The sequence below is a fragment of the Mesorhizobium sp. CA7 genome (assembly GCF_020165015.1).
In the GTDB taxonomy this organism is placed as follows: Bacteria; Pseudomonadota; Alphaproteobacteria; order Rhizobiales; family Rhizobiaceae; genus Mesorhizobium.
Map to the genome: position 1 here is coordinate 381304 of NZ_JAIUHH010000001.1, position 16693 is coordinate 397996.

Sequence of the window (16693 nt, forward strand, 5' to 3'; positions counted from 1 at the left end):
TGGACGGCCAATCGTGGCCGGAGTGGAATGCCAGTGAAAGTGTCGACGTGCGGTTGAAGACAATTCTGATCATCGCCTTTGCCCTGCTGATAGCAGGCTGCGCGGGCCAGCAGACGCAGGAAATCCTGGGCAGCGTCGTCGTGCCGACGACGGCGACCGAGATCGCCGGCAACCACTCGATCTTCATCGCCACGACCCGCAAGCGCTCCGACGACCCGAACAAGGTTTTTGACGGCGAACGCTCGGCGACCCTCAACTATGCGCGTGTCAACGTCACCGTTCCCCCCATTCACCAGACCGGCCAGATCGAGCGCCGTTCGCGCGGCAAGTCGAACGACCCGACGAAATATTTCATGGCCTCCGAAGTCGTCGGCTACGACACGCAGCCGAAATTCGCCAGCGCCCTCAACACCGACATCGACGCCCGCGGCGGCCGCGTCATGGTTTTCGTCCACGGCTACAACACCGGCTTCGACGACGCCGTCTACCGGCTGACCCAGATCGTCCACGATTCCGGCTATCCGGGCACGCCGGTGCTGTTTTCCTGGGCCTCCGGCGCCAAGACCACCGACTATGTCTATGACAAGGAAAGCGCCGCCGCCGCCCGCGACCAGCTGGAGGTGACGCTGCGGATGCTGGCGCAGACCGGCGCCCGGCGCATCGACATTGTCGCCCATTCGATGGGAACCTGGGTGACGATGGAGACGCTGCGCCAGCTTGCCATCACCGGCGACCGCGATCTCGGCGGCAAGCTCGGCGACGTTGTGCTCGCCTCGCCCGACATCGATGTCGATGTGTTCAAGAGCCAGATGCGCCGCTACGGCAAGCCGGACAAGCCCTTCATCCTGCTCCTGTCGGACGACGACCGGGCGCTGCGGCTCTCCGGCCTGATCGCCGGCGCGCGGCCGCGCGTCGGCGACTATCGGGATGCCGCAGATCTCGCCTCCTATGGCGTCACGGTGGTCGACCTCTCCAAGATCAAGGGCGTCGACAGTTTCAATCACACCAAATTCGCCGACAATCCGATGATGGTGCAGATGATCGGACAGCGGCTGCGCGAGGACGATGGCTTTGCCAGCGATCGTGATGTGACGGACCGCATCCGTCAGCTGGCTGCGCAGTAACCGTATCGGTGCGGGTTCCGCGCCGCAGGGACTTTGAACTGGACCCGGCCGCTCTCTGGCTTTATCGCAGTAGCAAGAGATGTTGCCGCCCTTGGGGGACCCCGGGTGATTGCGCATGTGAAGATCGTTGTCGGCCTTGCCTTCACGCTCGCCCTCGCCGGCTGCGCCGGTCCCACGCATGATCTTCTCAACCGCAAAACAGTTACAGCGCCTGCCTCCGACATCGCCGCCACGCATGAGATCTTCGTCGCCACCACCCGCCAGCAGGCGACCAAGGATCCGCGCCAGGTCTTCGACGGCGACCGTTCGCTGACCACCAGCTACGCCCGCGTCGACGTCACCGTGCCGAAGATCCACCAGGTCGGCGCGATCGAGCGCGCCAAGGGCTCGGCAGACTCCAATCCGGCCAAGCAGTTCACCGCCACCGATGTCGTCCACTATGGCCACGCGCGGCAATTCGCCAAGGCGGTCGGCGCCGACATTTCCATGCGCGGCGACCGTGCCCTGGTGTTCGTGCACGGCTTCAACAACGGTTTTGACGACGGCATCTACCGCGTCACGCAGATAGCGCATGACACCAAATATCCCGGAACGCCGGTGCTGTTCTCATGGGCATCGAGTGCCAAGGCGACCGGCTACATCTATGACAAGGACAGTTCGACCGCCGCGCGCGACGATCTCGAGGCGACGCTGCGGATGCTTGCCAAGACACGCGTCAAGAGCATCGACATCATCGCCCATTCGATGGGCACCTGGCTGACGATGGAGGCGCTGCGCCAGCTCGCCATCACCGGCGATCGCGATCTCGGCGGCAAGCTCGGCTACGTCATCCTCGCGTCGCCCGACATCGACGTCGATGTCTTCAAGAAGCAGATGATCCGCTACGGCAAGCCGGACAAACCCTTCGCCATCCTGCTTTCGGGCGACGACCGGGCGCTGAAGCTGTCGAGCTTCATTTCCGGCGACAAGCCGCGCGTCGGCGACTACGGCAACGCCGCCGATCTTGCCGATTACGGCGTGACGGTCGTCGACCTGACCCACGCCAAGGGCGGCGACGGCCTGAACCACGCCAAATTCGCCGATAACCCGATCCTGGTGCAATTGCTGGGCAACCGGCTGCGCACACCGGCCGGGCTTGCGTCGGACGAGCCCGACCCGACGCAGCTCAACGATATCGGCCAAGGCCTCGGCAAGGCGGTCGGCTCGGTCGCCGAGGTCGTCATCACCACCCCGTTCCGTGTGTTGACCATCGCTACCGGCGGATAGCTGACGCTCAAATAAAAAGATCGACCTTCTGGAACGTCGTCACGTCGACAAGGCCGACGTCCGAGATCCTCAGCTCCGGAATGACCACCAGCGCCAGCAGCGAGTGCTGCATGTAGGCGTTGTTGAGCGAGCAGCCGACCTTGCGCATCGCCTCGGTCAGTTGATCGGCCTTGGCCGCGACGATCTCGGCGCGTTCGTCCGACATCAGGCCGGCGATCGGCATCTCGACCAGCGCCAGTTCCTTGCCCTCGGAATAAAGCACGACGCCGCCGCCCACCTCGCTCAGCCGGTTCACGGCCAAGGCCATATCCTCCTTGTTGGTGCCGACGACGATGATGTGGTGCGCGTCATGCGCGACGCTGGACGCCATTGCGCAGTCTTTCACATAGCCGAAGCCGGAGACGAAGGCGTTGGTGACGCCGCCCGTGCCGCGATGCCGCTCGACCAGGGCGATCTGGCAGATGTCGTTGCGGCGATCCATGGCGACCAACCCGTCCTCGACCGGCAGGTCGGCTTCCAGAGCCCGCGTCGGCGCCTGGTTCTCGATCACGCCGATCACCCGCGCCCGCACCTCGTTGGCGCCCGCCGGCGCGGAAATGTCAAAATCCTTCGCCGCGAGCTTCTTGCCGAGCTTGACCGTGTTCCTTGCGGATTGCGGATAGTCATAGGCGGGGATGTCGATCTCGAGCTTGCCGGCCTTGGCCAGCCGGACGCCGCGGGCATAGACCTCGTCTATGGTCATCTGGGCAAGGTCCGAAACGATCAGGAGGTCGGCCAGCCGCCCGGGCGCGATGGAGCCGATCTCGCGCTCCAGCCTGAAATGCTGCGCCGTGTTGAGCGTCGCCATCTGGATCGCCGTCACCGGCTTCAGCCCCTGGCTGATGGCATGCCGCACCACGCGATCCATATGGCCTTCATGCACAAGCGTGCCGGAATGGCTGTCATCGGTGCACAGGATGAAGTTGCGCGGGTCGATGCCGCCTTCGGTCACCGCCTTGATCTGCGCCGCCACGTCGTACCAGGCCGAGCCCAGCCTCAACATCGCCTTCATGCCCTGGCGCACGCGCGCGATCGCATCCTCCGCGCGCGTGCCTTCATGGTCATCCTCCGCCCCGCCGGCGACGTAGCCGTGAAACGGTAGGCCGAGATCGGGCGATGCATAGTGCCCGCCGACCGTCTTGCCGGCCTTGACCGTCTCGGCGATCTCGCCCGACATCACCGGATCGTTTGCGGCAACGCCGGGAAAATTCATCACCTCGCCAAGCCCGATGATGTTTTCCCAGGTCATGGCCTCGGCAACGTCGGCGACCGTCAATTCGGCGCCGGCATGCTCCAGCCCCGGCGCCGACGGCACGCAGGACGGCATCTGCACATGCACGTTGATCGGCATCGCGACCGCCTCGTCATGCATCAGGCGCACGCCCGGCAGTCCAAGCACATTGGCGATCTCGTGCGGATCGATGAACATCGAGGTCGTGCCGTGCGGGATGACCGCGCGGCAGAACTCCGTCACCGTCACCATGCCGCTTTCGACATGCATATGCGCGTCGCAAAGGCCGGGCACCAGATAGCGCCCGCCGGCATCGACGACCTTCGTCCCCTGCCCGATGGCATGGCTGGCGTTCGGCCCGCAATAGGCGAAGCGGCCGGCTGCGATCGCGATATCGGTGCCGGGAATGATCTCGCCCGAATGGACGTTCACCCAGCGACCGTTGCGGATGACCAGATCGGCCGGCTTTCGGCCCATCGCGACGTCGACCAGATGTGTCGCCACTTCCGTCCACGGCTTTGGCTTTGCGGCGCTGGTCGGCTTGGCGTTCGTCATGGGCTTGAGTCCTCTGCGTAGGTCACTTTGGCAAATGTCGGCGTCCGGAGCCAGAGCGTCAGGTCGTAAACCACTGTTGCAGAGATGCAATTCCGTTTAGCGGCGAATGGGGCTAGTCTGCTTCGAGGAGTCGTTCGAAACCGCCATTTCGGAGCGATCGATGCGTCGACTGACGCTTGCCAGTGCCGGTTTTCTTGTCCTGCTGTCCGGCTCCGCTTGGGCGGCGGATCTGGGGGCTGATCTGCCGATGACCGCAGCCGGCTTCGACTGGACCGGCTATTACGCCGGCCTGCAGGCCGGCTATGGCTGGGGCCGCTCCGACATCAGCGGCAACGATGGCGGTCCGTTTTCGGTCAAGCCCGACATCGACGGCGGTTTCGTCGGCGGCCATGTCGCGGGGCTCTGGCAGTTCGACCAGGCTGTGATCGGCGCCGAGGCCGATCTTAACTACGCCTCGATCGACGGCACCGCCGAGGCCGGCCCGGCAAACACATTCGGCACCGACATCAAATGGTTCGGATCGATCGATGCCAAGGCCGGCTACGCCACGGATCGCGTGCTGATCTACGGCATCGGCGGCGTCGCTTTCGCTGGCATCGAGACCTCGCAGGCAGCAGGCACGGCCTTTGCCCAAACCCACACCAGCACCGGCTGGACGCTTGGCGCCGGCGTCGACTATGCCTTGACCAACAATGTCGTCGTCGGCGCACAATACCGCTACTACGATTTCGGCAAGGAGCATTTCGATGCGCCGGACACCTTCGCCGATCGCGACCAGGACGTGAAGCTGCAGACGCTGGGCGTGAATTTCAGCTATAAATTCTAGGGTTTGCGGCACCGCGACGATGCGCACCCCCCTCGCATGTCTTGAAAATTCAGGGTGGCCGGCGCCCGCAGGGGGCGGGGGAATGGGTAGGGGCCTGATAGACGCCGGCCTCGGCGGATCGATCCGCCACGGCGCAAACATTAGCGCTCCCAGGGCAGGCCGTAATAGCGTGATCGCGCCACTTTCCCACCGCCCTGTCCCGCCTAGCGGACATGCTTGGCTGAACGGTCAGGATCGGTCCGAAGCCCTCTTTCCTTCAGGCATGACCTCGAGGCATTCCTCCAGCCGCCGCAGCCGGGCCTTTTGCCATCGCAACGTGTGGGCGACCTCGTGCAGGTTCCATTTGGCCTTCGAATTGGCGGCCTCGATCAGCCCTCGTTCGAGCCGACCGATCTCCCTGCGCAGCTGCTGCGCCTCCTCCTCCCGCAGTCCCCTGATCCAGCCTGGCCCACGCATGGTTCCACCATCAAAGCCGGCCATAGACTCGCACATAAAGGCTAATGGGATCAGTTCAGAGAAGTTGGCATTTTAAATATCACTAATATTAAAGCTGCACTTGAGAACGGGCCGGACGGCGGCACAAAGCGCAGCCGATCCGAAACATGGCTTGACGGCTCATATCTGGCATCTGAAAAGGGCACGCCTGCGGACGTGGCGGAATTGGTAGACGCAAGGGACTTAAAATCCCTCGATCTCTGATCGTACGGGTTCGATTCCCGTCGTCCGCACCACCCTTCGCTCTTCGACGAGTCCTCCGAAGCCTTGGCGAAGGAGGAGCTTCGGATGGCAGGCCACCTCCAACCGCAATCGGCTCAACCTTTCATCGGGTTGAGCTTCAAATGCTGGATCAGGATGATCGTCTTGGCGTCGATGATGCGGCCGTCGGCGATGCCGGCCAGCGCCTCGTCCAAGGGCATTTCCAGAACCTCGATGTCCTCGCCCTCCTCCGGCGCGCCACCGCCGTCGGAAATGCGGTCGGCCGGCGAATAGCACGCGGTGAAGAACCAGAGCCGTTCGGTCACGCTTCCCGGGCTCATGAACGGCGCGAACAGCCGCTCGATGTCCTTCAAGTGGTAACCCAGTTCCTCTTCCGCTTCCTTGCGGATGGCGGTTTCGGGATCGTTCTCGTCGAGCAAGCCGGCGCAAGCCTCGATCAGCGGCTCGTGGTGGCCTACGGCGTAAGCCGGGAAGCGGAATTGACGCACCAGGAGGACAGTCGAGCGCTGCGGATCGAAGGGCAGGATCACGGCGCCGTCGCCGCGATCGTAGGTCTGGCGGATCTGCGTCTCCCATCGCCCGTCGCGGCGGCGATAGTCGAGCACCGTCTTCTTCAGCACCGCCCAGTCGTCCGAAAGGACCTCCTGCGAACGGATGCGAATGCGATCTTCCATGACGACCTCCGTACTGGTCGCAAAGGCGTAGCGGTGAAAGGTGTCGCAGGCAATCCAGGAAACCGACTGGCCTGGTATCCGACTGGCCTCGAAACCGATTGGTCCAGCGGGGGAGTCTCACCGGCTCGTGTCTGGCGCGTCGCGTCGCGACTGCCTAGATAGCGGTATCTCTCCAGGAGCCCGTTTCACATGACGTCATCGCTTTTCCAGCCGATCACCCTCGGCGGCCTCACCTTCCCCAACCGCATCGCGGTTGCCCCCATGTGCCAGTATTCGGCCGAGGACGGCTCAGCCAGCGATTGGCATCTCCATCACTGGATGAACCTGGCAATGTCGGGCGCCGGCATGGTGACCGTCGAGATGACCGATGTCGAGCGGCGCGGGCGCATCTCGCATGGCTGCCTCGGCCTCTATTCGGACGACAACGAGGCGGCCGCGAAGCGTACGCTCGACGCCGCCAGGCGCGTCGCCGCGCCCGCCACGAAATTCGGTGTCCAGCTTGCCCATGCCGGCCGCAAGGCCTCCAACCGCAAACCCTGGGAAGGCGGCGGTCCGCTGCAGCCGGGCGAAGATCCCTGGCAGACGGTTTCTGCCTCGGCCATCGCCTACGACACGGGCTGGAACGTGCCGCATGCATTGGAGGAGGACGAGATCCTGGAGCTCATTGCACGTTTTGCGCAGTCGGCCGTGCGCGCCGAACGGGCCGGCTTCGACTTTGCCGAACTGCACGCCGCGCATGGCTATCTGATCTTCCAGTTTCTCTCGCCGCTCTCCAACCAGCGTACCGACCGTTGGGGCGGGTCGCTGGAAAACCGCATGCGCTTCGCTCTCGAAATCGCCAGGGCGGTGAGAAAGGCCGTCCCGTCCATGATGCTGGGGGCGCGCCTTTCGGTTAAGGAATGGGTCGAAGGCGGTTTCGACATCGAGAACGCAATCGAGGTGGCCAAGGCGCTGAAGGCCGAGGGCATCGCCTATATCTGCTGCTCCAGCGGCGGCAATTCGCCCCTGCAGCAGGTGCCGCCCGGTCCCGGCTACCAGGTGCATCTGGCGGAGGCCGTGCGCAACGGCGCCGGCATTCCGACGCGCGCCGTGGGACTGATCGACGATCCGAGCCAAGCCGAGGCGATCGTCGCCGAAGGCCGTGCCGACATGGTGGCGTTGGCGCGCGCATTCCTCGCCGACCCGCGCTGGGGCTGGCGCGCGGCCGCCGCCTTCGGCGAGGAAATCCATCCCGCGCCGCAGCTGGCGCGTTCGGTGACGACGATGCGGCATTGGATGAAGGCCGCCGGCTAACGCAATTCCAGGGAAAGTTTGACACGGTCAGGCGCGGCGGCTTCGCCGTGGCCTTTCGTCCGCAATTGCGTCACAACAAACCCGGAAATCGGCACAGTCCTGAGACGTTTGGGCGCAGGATCCTCGCCACAACTGCAACCAATTTGGCCGCTTTACGTTGGCGGCCATGATGGACAACAAACCCTTTGAAAAGCCGGTGGTGGTCGAGCTCGGCCATGTCGGCAAATACCGCCAGATAAGCAGCACCCGCGAGGCCGCCGAGTGCCTGATGACCGTTTGGCCGCTCAATCGCGGCGATCGCCATCGTTATGCTCTCGACACTTGCCTCAAAGCGCTGGAAGGTTATGGTTCGACAGCGGACGCGCGTCGCGCCCTTGTCGAGGCAGCCAGGGAATCGGAAGTTCTGGTTCCCGAAGACAGGCTGCCCGACGGAAAGCTGCACTGAGCACGCTTCTTAACCGGAGGATTCCATGGCGAAGCTGACTTACAAGATCGTCGAGCATGATGGCGGCTGGGCCTACAAGGTCGGCTCCACATTTTCCGAGACTTTCCGCACGCACCAGGAGGCGCTGCGCGCCGCCGAGATCGCCTCGTCCGAGCAGCAGGTTGCCGGCACCACCGACGGCATCCAATATGAGGACGCTGAAGGCACGTGGCACGACGAACTCGCCGACGGCCGCGACCGCCCGCAAACCGAAGTCTCCGACTAAGCGAGTTGGAACCGCCCCGCGACCGGCGAAGCCGGAAGGCCTCGCACCGGCCGCTGGTGGCTATGCGGCACTACTTACCGCAGTAATTATCGTTGACGTTCTGTTGCGAGTTGGCATCCGGACCGGGTGTGTTGTGGGCGCACGGCCCCATGCCACCGGTATGGCCGTAGGTGGTCAGCCCGGAGCCGCCATTGATGCTGCCTGTGGTATAAGGATCTACCTGCTGGCTCGTGTCGGGACGATGATCGCGGTGCCACCACCACCAGTCATCGGATGACTGCGCCATGGCTGCGCCACCCATGGCCAGCACCAGCGCCGAAGCTGCAATGAGTCTTGTAATCATTGGATTCTCCATTCTCTTGATCGCCAAAAAAACGGGCGCCAAGGCCCTGGCGACACCAACGAAACCCTGGGTTGGGTGCGAAGGTTCCCTTGGAAATTCCGGGTAGGACAGAATGTCCGACACATTTGCGTGACGCCGCGTGAAGAGCCGCGAGCCCCCGCCAAGGTCAATTGCGGTCAATGCGCGAAAGCGCGCGCGGCGATACGCTGGACGAAGGCGACGACCCGTTCAGGGTCCGTAAATTGCGGCATGTGGCCCAAGCCTTCGATCCGCTCAAAGTCGAGGCCGTCGATCTTGTCCAGCATCGGTTGGCCATGGACCGCCTCGCCGATCACCTGGTCGCCGGTGCCGAACAGAATGCCTGCCGGCATCGCAATTTCGCGGTAAGACCGTTCGATTTCGCCAAGATCCCGTTCCACGGCCACGACATCGGTGGACGTGGCGAAATAGTGGGACGGACGCAGCCCAAGCCATCCGCCGCCGCCGATCATGTAGTCTGCCGGAACCGCTTGCGGCGCGAAAATGAACTGCAGCGTCGGCTGCGCGTAACGGAGGCTGAGCGGTATCGCCACCGTATAGGCCAGGACACGGCGCAGCAGCCGTGACGGAACATAGAGCAGGTCAAATCCCTGACGCCCCCTCGCTTCCTGATGCGTCAGCGGCGAGAGCAGCGCGATGCCGGAAATCGCTGTCGGATGGCCGGTCGCCAGCGCAAGCGCAACGGCCCCGCCGAGCGAATGGCCGACGACCAAAGGCCGCTCCAGACGCAATTCCTCGATGAAGCGCCGCACGATATCAGCCTGCTCGGGCAGCCGGCCGGTGGCCCCGCTTGCCCGAACTGAATAGCCCGAGCCCGGCCGGTCGAGGGCGATCAGCCGGTAGCCAGGACCGAAGCGGCCGAACAGCGTCTGGCGGAAGTGGTGGAGTTGAGCGCCCAGCCCGTGCACAAAGACGATCGGCCTGCCGTCGCCCTCTTCCACATAGTGGATACGGTTGCCGCCGATCTCGACGAATTTGCCGCAAGCCGGCACCAGTCTTTCGGCCTTTGCCGCAATCCACCAGGTCGCAACTATCACGGCGAGCACGGCAAGCGCCGCCGCGACGAGCAAGCCGGCGAGCAACCACAGGACAAATGACATCAGCATGTTTTCATCCCAAGCCGACCGACCGCACCATATCCGCAACGGCCGCCGCCACAAGCACGGATCTGGCTTTCGCATTGCGGCCGGCCGCGGGCCGCGTTATCTCAGGCGACCTTTGCTGCCGGAGCCCGCCATGCCTGAAATCGTCACCGCCGCCATGCTCGTCATCGGCGACGAAATCCTCTCCGGCCGCACCAAGGACAAGAACATCGGCCATCTCGCCGATATCATGACGGCGATCGGCATCGACCTGAAGGAAGTGCGCATCGTCCCCGACGAGGAAGACGAGATCGTTGCGGCGGTGAATGCCTTGCGTGCCCGCTATGCCTACGTCTTTACCACCGGCGGCATCGGCCCGACGCATGACGACATCACCGCCGACTCCATCGCCAAGGCCTTCGGCGTGCCTTGCGAATTCGACGCCAAGGCCTACGCGCTGCTCGAAGCAAGCTATGCCGGGCGCGGCATCGAGTTCACCGAAGCGCGCAAGCGCATGGCGCGCATGCCGCGCGGCGCCGAGCATATCGACAATCCCGTCTCGGTCGCGCCGGGCTTCCGCATCGGCAACGTCCATGTCATGGCCGGCGTGCCGTCGATCTTCCAGGCCATGCTCGACAATGTGGTGCCGACGCTCAAGGCAGGCACCAAAATGTTGTCGGCCACGGTGCACTGCCCCTTCGGCGAGGGCCTGATCGGTGGGCCGTTGGCCGAGATCCAGAAGGCGCATCCAGGCACCATCATCGGCTCCTATCCCAAATATGGCGACGGCAAGTTCTGGACCGAGCTCGTTGTCCGCGCCCGCAGCGAGGAAGCGCTCGAGGCCGCGCGCAAGGACGTCGAAGAGATGGTGGCGGGCTTGGCCAAGGCAGGCTGATCCGCGGCTGGAACCAGTCAATGCGCTGAGGCGTTCCCTTGCCGCGCAGATGCGCGGGGTAAACAATTGAGGGACCAGCCATGCGCTTCAAGACGATCGTGGCCATTTTGCAGAACGAGCAGGACGCCGAGCGCGTTCTCGATTGCGCCCTTCCGCTTGCCGAAAGATTCGAGAGCCATCTCGTCGGCATCCATGCCGAGGCGCTTCCCGTGCCCTACACATCGGCCACGGGCTTTCCCGACACCGAATTCCTGCAGGTCTCGGCCGAGATGAACAAGGAGCGCGCCGACAAATTGCAGGCCTATTTCCTCAAGCGGATCGAGGAATCCGGCCTCTCCTTCGAATGGCGAAGCCTGGAGAGCTTTTCCGGCGACAGCGCGCTGACCGGCATATCGAGCGTGCGCGCCGCCGATCTGATCATCGCCGCGCAGCGTGACACCGGCGGCGATCCGAGCGCCGATGTCGACACGCTGGTCTACGATGCCGGCCGGCCGGTGCTGGTCGTGCCGCATGACGGCCCGCTGGTGACAACCTTCAGGCGCGTGTTGCTGGCCTGGAACGGCAGCAAGGAAGCGGCCCGCGCGGCCTTCGACGCCCTGCCCTTCATTGCCGAGGCCGACAAGACCGACATTCTCGTCATCGATCCGCCCGAGAGCCTGGACGAATCCCCCGAGGCGGCCGGCGCCGAGATCGCGGCCGCCCTGTCGCGCCACGGCGCCAATGTCAGCGTCTCTGTGCAGAAGTCGGATGGCTCGGCAATCGACGACATCATCCAGTCGAGGATGGCCGAGTCCGGCACCGATCTGCTCGTGCTCGGCGCCTACAGCCACTCCTGGCTGCGCCAGCTCCTGTTCGGCGGCGTTACCCGCACGGTACTGCGCAGCACGAATGTAGCCGCTTTCTTGTCGCGGTGACGCCGGAGCAGTTCTGGGAAAAAGCGTGACACGGTTCTCCGTCCGCGATGATATCTCAGTCGCGCTTTCCAAACGGAGATCCACCCGTCTCCCGCGGAAGGTCGTCGGAAATTCAGGTCGAGGGCCGTCCCACCTGCCGGGGTCAAACATCATCCGGGGACGTCCATCCGCTGTCCCTTGCCAAGAGCAAGGCTTTCCAGCTAATTCCGCCTGCATTCCATTGTTTCTGCGCGCTGATGGCGCGCGCTTGCGGAGTGCGCGAACATGTCCCTTCCCGAAAAAGCCTTTCCCGTCTCCTGGGACCAGTTCCACCGCGACGCCCGCGCGCTTTCCTGGCGGCTGTCCGGCGCCAACAAGGGACAATGGAAAGCGATCGTCTGCATCACGCGCGGCGGCCTGGTGCCCGCCGCCATCATCGCGCGCGAGCTCGGCATCCGCGTCATCGAGACGGTGTGCGTCGCCTCCTATCATGACTACACCAGCCAGGGCCAGCTGCAGGTCCTGAAGGAGATTTCGCCGCCGCTGCTCGCCGATGACGGCGCCGGCGTGCTGATAATCGACGACCTGACCGATACCGGCAAGACGGCGGGCATAGTGCGCGCCATGATGCCGAAGGCGCATTTCGCGACGGTCTATGCCAAGCCGAAGGGCCGTCCGCTGGTCGACACGTTCGTCACTGAGGTCAGTCAGGACACCTGGATCTACTTCCCGTGGGACATGGGCTTCACTTACCAGAAGCCGATCGCGGACGATCACGCCGGCTGAACGGCCATCTTATTTTCCAGAGAATCTGCCTTAAACTTGGGTCGTGTAGTCGTGCCAAGGAGCACGACTACTTTGCGGGATTGACTTTTTCTGGTGAGATTTTCCGACGGAGTGAAGTTTTTTACTTTTAAAGCTCATAATTCGCCGTAAGATTCGTAAGGTGGCAAACGATTCTGGAGGCTGGGGCAGCTTCTTACCATGTTGACGAGGCCGACGACGCACAACCAGATGGCCGAAAGAGTCCGGCGGCTCTTCGGCGTTGCGCCTTGTCGCCTGCAGGTTGCCGCCTTGCCTTGGCGCGAGAGCGAGAACGGCGTCGAGATCATGCTGATCACCAGCCGCGACACCGGTCGCTGGGTGCTGCCCAAGGGTTGGCCCGAAGCCAGGGAACCGCTTTGCGAAGCCGCCGCTCGCGAAGCAGGCGAGGAAGCCGGACTGCGCGGCTCCATATCGCATGTTGAAGCCGGCCGTTATTTCTATGCCAAAGTCCTCGCCTCCGGCGAGGAAGTGCCTTGCGAGGTACTGGTCTTTCCGCTGCATGTCGAGCGCGTGGCGGATCGCTGGAAAGAGAAGCGCGCGCGAACGCGCAAATGGGTTGGCCCGAACGAAGCCATCCGGATGGTCAACGAACCCGACCTTTGCCAGATCATTGCCGGCTTCTGCGCCGCGCCGCGCAAGTTCGCCTGACCCACTCAGGCACGGCCAAAATCGTCGGAACTGAGCCGGGTCCAACGATCGCCCATCAATCCGCCGATGAAAATGTCGCCGGAGCGGACCGCTTCGGTGACCTCGGCGATGCGCGAGCGGACCATCGTGCCCCCGGCATAGCGGAAGAAGACGTCCTTGTGGCCGAAGAGTTGCGGCATGAACCGGCTCTGCGTCTGCCCGGTGATGCCGACGCAGCCCATCTCCCGCGCAGCCGCGATGAGGGCATCCAGCGTCACACCCCAGTGGGATCCGGACGCCTGGATTTGCAATAGGTTCGCGATGCCGCCGGCCTGGCCGTAGAAGGCGTAGCAGCCCAGCATCCCGCCCGTTTCGTCGTAAGTCCCGCCGAAATGAAGTGGCCCGTCGGCCCGCTTCTCGGCCGCCAGCGCGAGCAGCCGCGGCAACTCCTCGCCCCTCCAACTCGGCCGAAGGGAGTAATCGGTCACGAGGACAGGCAGTCGCTCCGCAAATTGGGCCGCATCGATCGGCTCCCGGTGGATGCGTTGGCTTGACGAATGCTTGGCCGGTGGATCGAACCTTCTTCGTGCGAGCGCATCAAATGCTCCCGCGAAAGGATCGAGCGCAAGGCGAGGCAGCCCGGGCCATCTACGGCGCAGCACGGCGGCGGCCATGGCGCCCGGCCGGAAAATACAGGTCCACTCCAGGCAATGCACCGGCAGAAGCTGATACTTCATCGACGCGCGAACGCCAAGGATGTCCGGTTGGCGGAATCGGTCAGATATAGATCGAATTCGCCTTGATGCAGGGCACGCAGCAATTGCGGGCCGGCCCAACCGTGATCGGTGCGGGAGTCGGTCATGAAGGGACCGATGATGGCCGCGCTCAATGCCCTTCCATTGAGTTCATAGCGGGCTTTCAGAACGCCCATGAAGCCACCCAAGCGGCCCTGCGGGTTGACCTGGACAAGAGCCTTGCTCTCATCCCCGTCCAGGTAAAGCCCCTTCATATAGTCCGCCGTCTGCGCGATCGCTCGATCGCGCTGGCGACGACGATGGCGAAACTTCATCAGGAACAGCGCGGCGACCTGCTCGAGATCCTCGGCGGTTAAAGGCCGAACCGAGCCATGCTGAGATTCCAGTGGCGCAACCACGTGTCCCGGACCCGCTTTTGCGGAGACGAGATTCATTATGATTGCCTATACGAAAGCGCTAAGGGCGGCCGTGCTTCCCAAAGGAAATCTCCATCCGGTCAGCTTCCTGCGAAAATCTCCAAGAGGCCTTCTTCTGCCACACCTGATTTTCTTTTCTGTAAATACACTCAAATCATTGCTTGAAAGCACGTAAATAGCTAAAATCTAAAATAGAATTTTCTAAAAACTTCAATTTACATAAAGTAATTTGAAAAACATATTGAACCCCTTTAACCGCATGACGGGAGAGCGGTTGCAACCGTGTTGCGGCTGATGGCGCCCGGCGGAGGCCGGGCGCCGTCCTTTCCTCAGGCGACGAGGCCCTTGGTCAGCTCGAGCGCCTGACGCTCGAACAGCCGCCGGTAGATGCCGCCGTTCAGCCGGATCAGGTCGTCGTGCGAACCTTCCTCGGCGATGCGCCCGCGATCGAAGACCAGCAGCCGGTCGAGCGCGCGCACCGTCGAGAGCCGGTGCGCGATCACCAGGGTCGTGCGCCCGACCATCAATCGCTCCATCGCCTTCTGAATCAGCACTTCCGATTCCGAATCAAGGCTCGATGTCGCCTCGTCCAGGATCAGGATGCGCGCGTCGGCCAGGAAGGCGCGGGCGATCGCCACACGTTGACGCTCGCCGCCCGACAACTTCACGCCACGCTCGCCGACCAGGGTTCCATAGCCCTTGGGCAGGCTGGTGATGAAATCATGCGCGCTCGCGAGTTTGGCCGCATGCTCGATCTCGGCCTGGCTGGCGCCGGGCCTGGCATAGGCGATGTTTTCGGCGAGCGACCGGTGGAACAGGATCGGCTCCTGCTGAACGATGGCGATCTGGCTGCGCAACGAAGCCTGCTCGACCTGCGAGATGTCCTGCCCGTCGATCAGTATCCGCCCGGCACTCACATCATAAAGCCGCTGGATCAGCTTGACGAAGGTCGTCTTGCCCGAGCCCGAATGCCCGACCAGCCCGATGCGCTCGCCGGCCGCGATATCGACCGAGAAATCGCGGTAAAGCGGCAGAAGGTGGGTGCCGTAGTGGAACGTCACCTTGTCGAAGGCGATGTGCCCGTCGCTGATCCGGATCGGGCGAGCGCCGGGCCGATCCTCGATGCCGAGCGGCTCGGACTGGAAGTCGACCAGTTCCTCCATGTCGTTGATCGAGCGCTGCAGGTTGCGGATATGCGTGCCGATGTCGCGCAGATAGCTCTGCAGCACAAAGAACGAGGTCAGCACGAAGGCGACATCGCCGGCGCTCGCCTGGCCCCAGGCCCACAACATGAGGGCAAGACCGATCACCGCCGCCCGCATCAGCAGCAGCAGCGCTCCTTGCGTGGTACCGTTGGTGGTGCCGCGCATCCAGGTACGGCCGGTGCGCAGGCGCCATTTGGCGACGACGCGCGCCAGCCGCGCTTCCTCGCGAGCCTCCGCGCCGAAGCCCTTGACGACGGCGTTGCAGCTCACCGCGTCTGCCAGCGAGCCGCCCAGCCGCGTGTCCCAGCTGTTGGCGAGCCTTGCGGCAGGCGCGACATAGCCGAGCGACAGCATAGCCGTGACAGCGATGAACAGCACCGAACCGGCGGCCACCACGGCCCCCATCAACGGCCAGAACCAGCCGAGCAGCAGCGTGGAGCCGACGAGCATGACGACCGACGGCAGCAGCGCGATCAGGATCGTGTCGTTGAGCAGGTCCAGCGCCCACATGCCGCGCGTTATCTTGCGCACGGTCGATCCGGCAAAGCTGTTGGCGTGCCAGTCCGTCGAGAAGCGCTGCACCCGATGGAAGGCATCGGCGGCGATGTCCGACATCATCTTCAGCGTCAACTCGACGATACATAGGAAGGCGACATTGCGCAGCACGACGCCGGCCAACGCCAGCGCCATCAGGGTCGAGAACGCCGTCATCGCCGCATTCCAGGCGACTGCGTCAGTTCCGGCGCCGCTGGCGACCGCATCGACCAAGCGGCCGGAATAGAAGGGTGTCAGCACGTCGGCTAGCGTCGAGAGCAGGAAGGCGCCCATGATGAGCGAAAGCCGCCATGGCTGGCGGCGCCAGTGGCTGAACGTAAAGCCAAGCACGCTGCGAAAGGCGCTTGCGCGCAGGTCGATCTTGAAACGAGCCATGATGTCATCCGGGCGCAAACAAGCCCGGTCCCGGTAAAAATCGAATTGGAAAACCCGCGTCCGCGCGTTGCGGCGACCCTGAAAGCGGGAGGTTCAGTATGGTAGGCCGCCTGCCCTGAGGCGGCGACCGGCAGCGGCAGATGCCTGGTCCGCGTCTGGCTCTCCGAGAAACCCTCGGAGCGCCGGCGCCGACCTAGGCCTCGCGGCCTCGCATAACGATGTCAAATCCTGCCATACGGTCCTCCCGG

At 63.7% G+C, this 16693-nt stretch carries 18 protein-coding genes and 1 tRNA gene; 11 read left to right on the top strand and 8 right to left on the bottom strand.

Translation table 11 applies throughout. The features are described from left to right. The first annotated feature begins 47 nt into the window (after positions 1-47). Both LB552_RS01845 and LB552_RS01850 read left to right on the top strand, forming a co-directional pair. On the top strand, positions 48-1124 hold the full coding sequence (locus LB552_RS01845) for an alpha/beta hydrolase (protein ID WP_140840540.1): 1077 nt from the start codon (positions 48-50) through the stop codon (positions 1122-1124). 117 nt (positions 1125-1241) lie between these two features. After that, positions 1242-2390, top strand: a complete 1149-nt coding sequence (locus LB552_RS01850; RefSeq protein ID WP_224601493.1) for an alpha/beta hydrolase — start codon at positions 1242-1244, stop codon at positions 2388-2390. 7 nt (positions 2391-2397) lie between these two features. On the opposite strand, the gene ade is transcribed toward LB552_RS01850, so the two are convergent. Further along, the gene (gene ade / locus LB552_RS01855) at positions 2398-4215 is read right to left on the bottom strand and encodes an adenine deaminase (protein WP_224601496.1); all 1818 of its coding nucleotides are present in this window, start codon (positions 4213-4215) and stop codon (positions 2398-2400) included. 160 nt (positions 4216-4375) lie between these two features. Between ade and LB552_RS01860 the strand changes: the two genes are divergently transcribed. Beyond that, complete coding sequence (locus tag LB552_RS01860; protein ID WP_224601498.1) at positions 4376-5041, top strand: outer membrane protein; 666 nt, start codon at positions 4376-4378, stop codon at positions 5039-5041. Between the two features lie 228 nt (positions 5042-5269). Here the strand turns inward: LB552_RS01860 and LB552_RS01865 are convergent, their stop codons facing one another. Next, positions 5270-5521, bottom strand: a complete 252-nt coding sequence (locus tag LB552_RS01865; protein ID WP_224601500.1) for a hypothetical protein — start codon at positions 5519-5521, stop codon at positions 5270-5272. A gap of 165 nt (positions 5522-5686) precedes the next feature. Between LB552_RS01865 and LB552_RS01870 the strand changes: the two genes are divergently transcribed. Further along, positions 5687-5772, top strand: a tRNA-Leu gene (locus tag LB552_RS01870). Between the two features lie 81 nt (positions 5773-5853). Here the strand turns inward: LB552_RS01870 and LB552_RS01875 are convergent. Beyond that, a complete protein-coding gene (locus tag LB552_RS01875; RefSeq protein ID WP_224601502.1) occupies positions 5854-6432 on the bottom strand; it encodes an NUDIX domain-containing protein in 579 nt (192 codons plus the stop codon). A 189-nt stretch (positions 6433-6621) separates the two neighbouring features. Here LB552_RS01875 and LB552_RS01880 point away from each other — a divergent pair, with 189 nt between their 5' ends. From LB552_RS01880 to LB552_RS01890, 3 genes are all read left to right on the top strand, one after another. Continuing rightward, the gene (locus tag LB552_RS01880) at positions 6622-7725 is read left to right on the top strand and encodes an NADH:flavin oxidoreductase/NADH oxidase (protein ID WP_224601504.1); all 1104 of its coding nucleotides are present in this window, start codon (positions 6622-6624) and stop codon (positions 7723-7725) included. Between the two features lie 166 nt (positions 7726-7891). Then, positions 7892-8170, top strand: a complete 279-nt coding sequence (locus LB552_RS01885) for a DUF982 domain-containing protein (RefSeq protein WP_318012007.1) — start codon at positions 7892-7894, stop codon at positions 8168-8170. Between the two features lie 25 nt (positions 8171-8195). Continuing rightward, positions 8196-8435: a DUF2188 domain-containing protein gene (locus LB552_RS01890; RefSeq protein ID WP_095765137.1), complete on the top strand. Its 240-nt coding sequence runs from the start codon at positions 8196-8198 to the stop codon at positions 8433-8435. Between the two features lie 70 nt (positions 8436-8505). Here LB552_RS01890 and LB552_RS01895 read toward each other — a convergent pair whose 3' ends face one another. Both LB552_RS01895 and LB552_RS01900 read right to left on the bottom strand, forming a co-directional pair. Next, positions 8506-8778, bottom strand: a complete 273-nt coding sequence (locus LB552_RS01895) for a hypothetical protein (protein ID WP_224601508.1) — start codon at positions 8776-8778, stop codon at positions 8506-8508. A 176-nt stretch (positions 8779-8954) separates the two neighbouring features. Then, complete coding sequence (locus LB552_RS01900) at positions 8955-9923, bottom strand: alpha/beta fold hydrolase (RefSeq protein ID WP_224601511.1); 969 nt, start codon at positions 9921-9923, stop codon at positions 8955-8957. Positions 9924-10053: 130 nt separating this feature from the next. Here LB552_RS01900 and LB552_RS01905 point away from each other — a divergent pair, with 130 nt between their 5' ends. From LB552_RS01905 to LB552_RS01920, 4 genes are all read left to right on the top strand, one after another. After that, the gene (locus LB552_RS01905; RefSeq protein ID WP_224601513.1) at positions 10054-10794 is read left to right on the top strand and encodes a competence/damage-inducible protein A; all 741 of its coding nucleotides are present in this window, start codon (positions 10054-10056) and stop codon (positions 10792-10794) included. An 80-nt stretch (positions 10795-10874) separates the two neighbouring features. Then, positions 10875-11708 carry a universal stress protein gene (locus LB552_RS01910; RefSeq protein WP_224525470.1) on the top strand — a complete coding sequence of 278 codons (834 nt, stop codon included), beginning with the start codon at positions 10875-10877 and terminating at the stop codon, positions 11706-11708. A gap of 264 nt (positions 11709-11972) precedes the next feature. Further along, positions 11973-12473 carry a xanthine phosphoribosyltransferase gene (gene gpt, locus LB552_RS01915; RefSeq protein ID WP_095765134.1) on the top strand — a complete coding sequence of 167 codons (501 nt, stop codon included), beginning with the start codon at positions 11973-11975 and terminating at the stop codon, positions 12471-12473. A 198-nt stretch (positions 12474-12671) separates the two neighbouring features. Continuing rightward, positions 12672-13160, top strand: coding sequence for an NUDIX hydrolase (locus tag LB552_RS01920; RefSeq protein WP_224601514.1), 489 nt, complete (start codon positions 12672-12674; stop codon positions 13158-13160). Positions 13161-13165: 5 nt separating this feature from the next. Here the strand turns inward: LB552_RS01920 and LB552_RS01925 are convergent, their stop codons facing one another. From LB552_RS01925 to LB552_RS01935, 3 genes are all read right to left on the bottom strand, one after another. Beyond that, positions 13166-13876, bottom strand: a complete 711-nt coding sequence (locus LB552_RS01925) for a hypothetical protein (RefSeq protein ID WP_224601517.1) — start codon at positions 13874-13876, stop codon at positions 13166-13168. Further along, positions 13873-14328 carry a hypothetical protein gene (locus tag LB552_RS01930; RefSeq protein ID WP_224601519.1) on the bottom strand — a complete coding sequence of 152 codons (456 nt, stop codon included), beginning with the start codon at positions 14326-14328 and terminating at the stop codon, positions 13873-13875. Before LB552_RS01930 ends, LB552_RS01925 begins: the two co-directional genes overlap by 4 nt. 311 nt (positions 14329-14639) lie before the next feature. Continuing rightward, positions 14640-16445, bottom strand: coding sequence for an ABC transporter ATP-binding protein (locus LB552_RS01935; RefSeq protein WP_224601520.1), 1806 nt, complete (start codon positions 16443-16445; stop codon positions 14640-14642). Positions 16446-16693: the final 248 nt, after the last annotated feature.

Bases quoted from the DNA above. Each gene is read 5' to 3' on its own strand.
- LB552_RS01935 (WP_224601520.1), bottom strand. From the start codon at position 16,445: ATGGCTCGTTTCAAGATCGACCTGCGCGCAAGCGCCTTTCGCAGCGTG.
- LB552_RS01895 (WP_224601508.1), bottom strand. From the start codon at position 8,778: ATGATTACAAGACTCATTGCAGCTTCGGCGCTGGTGCTGGCCATGGGT.
- LB552_RS01900 (WP_224601511.1), bottom strand. From the start codon at position 9,923: ATGCTGATGTCATTTGTCCTGTGGTTGCTCGCCGGCTTGCTCGTCGCG.
- LB552_RS01860 (WP_224601498.1), top strand. From the start codon at position 4,376: ATGCGTCGACTGACGCTTGCCAGTGCCGGTTTTCTTGTCCTGCTGTCC.
- LB552_RS01920 (WP_224601514.1), top strand. From the start codon at position 12,672: ATGTTGACGAGGCCGACGACGCACAACCAGATGGCCGAAAGAGTCCGG.
- LB552_RS01880 (WP_224601504.1), top strand. From the start codon at position 6,622: ATGACGTCATCGCTTTTCCAGCCGATCACCCTCGGCGGCCTCACCTTC.
- LB552_RS01885 (WP_318012007.1), top strand. From the start codon at position 7,892: ATGATGGACAACAAACCCTTTGAAAAGCCGGTGGTGGTCGAGCTCGGC.
- LB552_RS01865 (WP_224601500.1), bottom strand. From the start codon at position 5,521: ATGGCCGGCTTTGATGGTGGAACCATGCGTGGGCCAGGCTGGATCAGG.
- LB552_RS01890 (WP_095765137.1), top strand. From the start codon at position 8,196: ATGGCGAAGCTGACTTACAAGATCGTCGAGCATGATGGCGGCTGGGCC.
- LB552_RS01910 (WP_224525470.1), top strand. From the start codon at position 10,875: ATGCGCTTCAAGACGATCGTGGCCATTTTGCAGAACGAGCAGGACGCC.
- LB552_RS01905 (WP_224601513.1), top strand. From the start codon at position 10,054: ATGCCTGAAATCGTCACCGCCGCCATGCTCGTCATCGGCGACGAAATC.
- gpt (WP_095765134.1), top strand. From the start codon at position 11,973: ATGTCCCTTCCCGAAAAAGCCTTTCCCGTCTCCTGGGACCAGTTCCAC.
- LB552_RS01925 (WP_224601517.1), bottom strand. From the start codon at position 13,876: ATGAAGTATCAGCTTCTGCCGGTGCATTGCCTGGAGTGGACCTGTATT.
- ade (WP_224601496.1), bottom strand. From the start codon at position 4,215: ATGACGAACGCCAAGCCGACCAGCGCCGCAAAGCCAAAGCCGTGGACG.
- LB552_RS01875 (WP_224601502.1), bottom strand. From the start codon at position 6,432: ATGGAAGATCGCATTCGCATCCGTTCGCAGGAGGTCCTTTCGGACGAC.
- LB552_RS01930 (WP_224601519.1), bottom strand. From the start codon at position 14,328: ATGAATCTCGTCTCCGCAAAAGCGGGTCCGGGACACGTGGTTGCGCCA.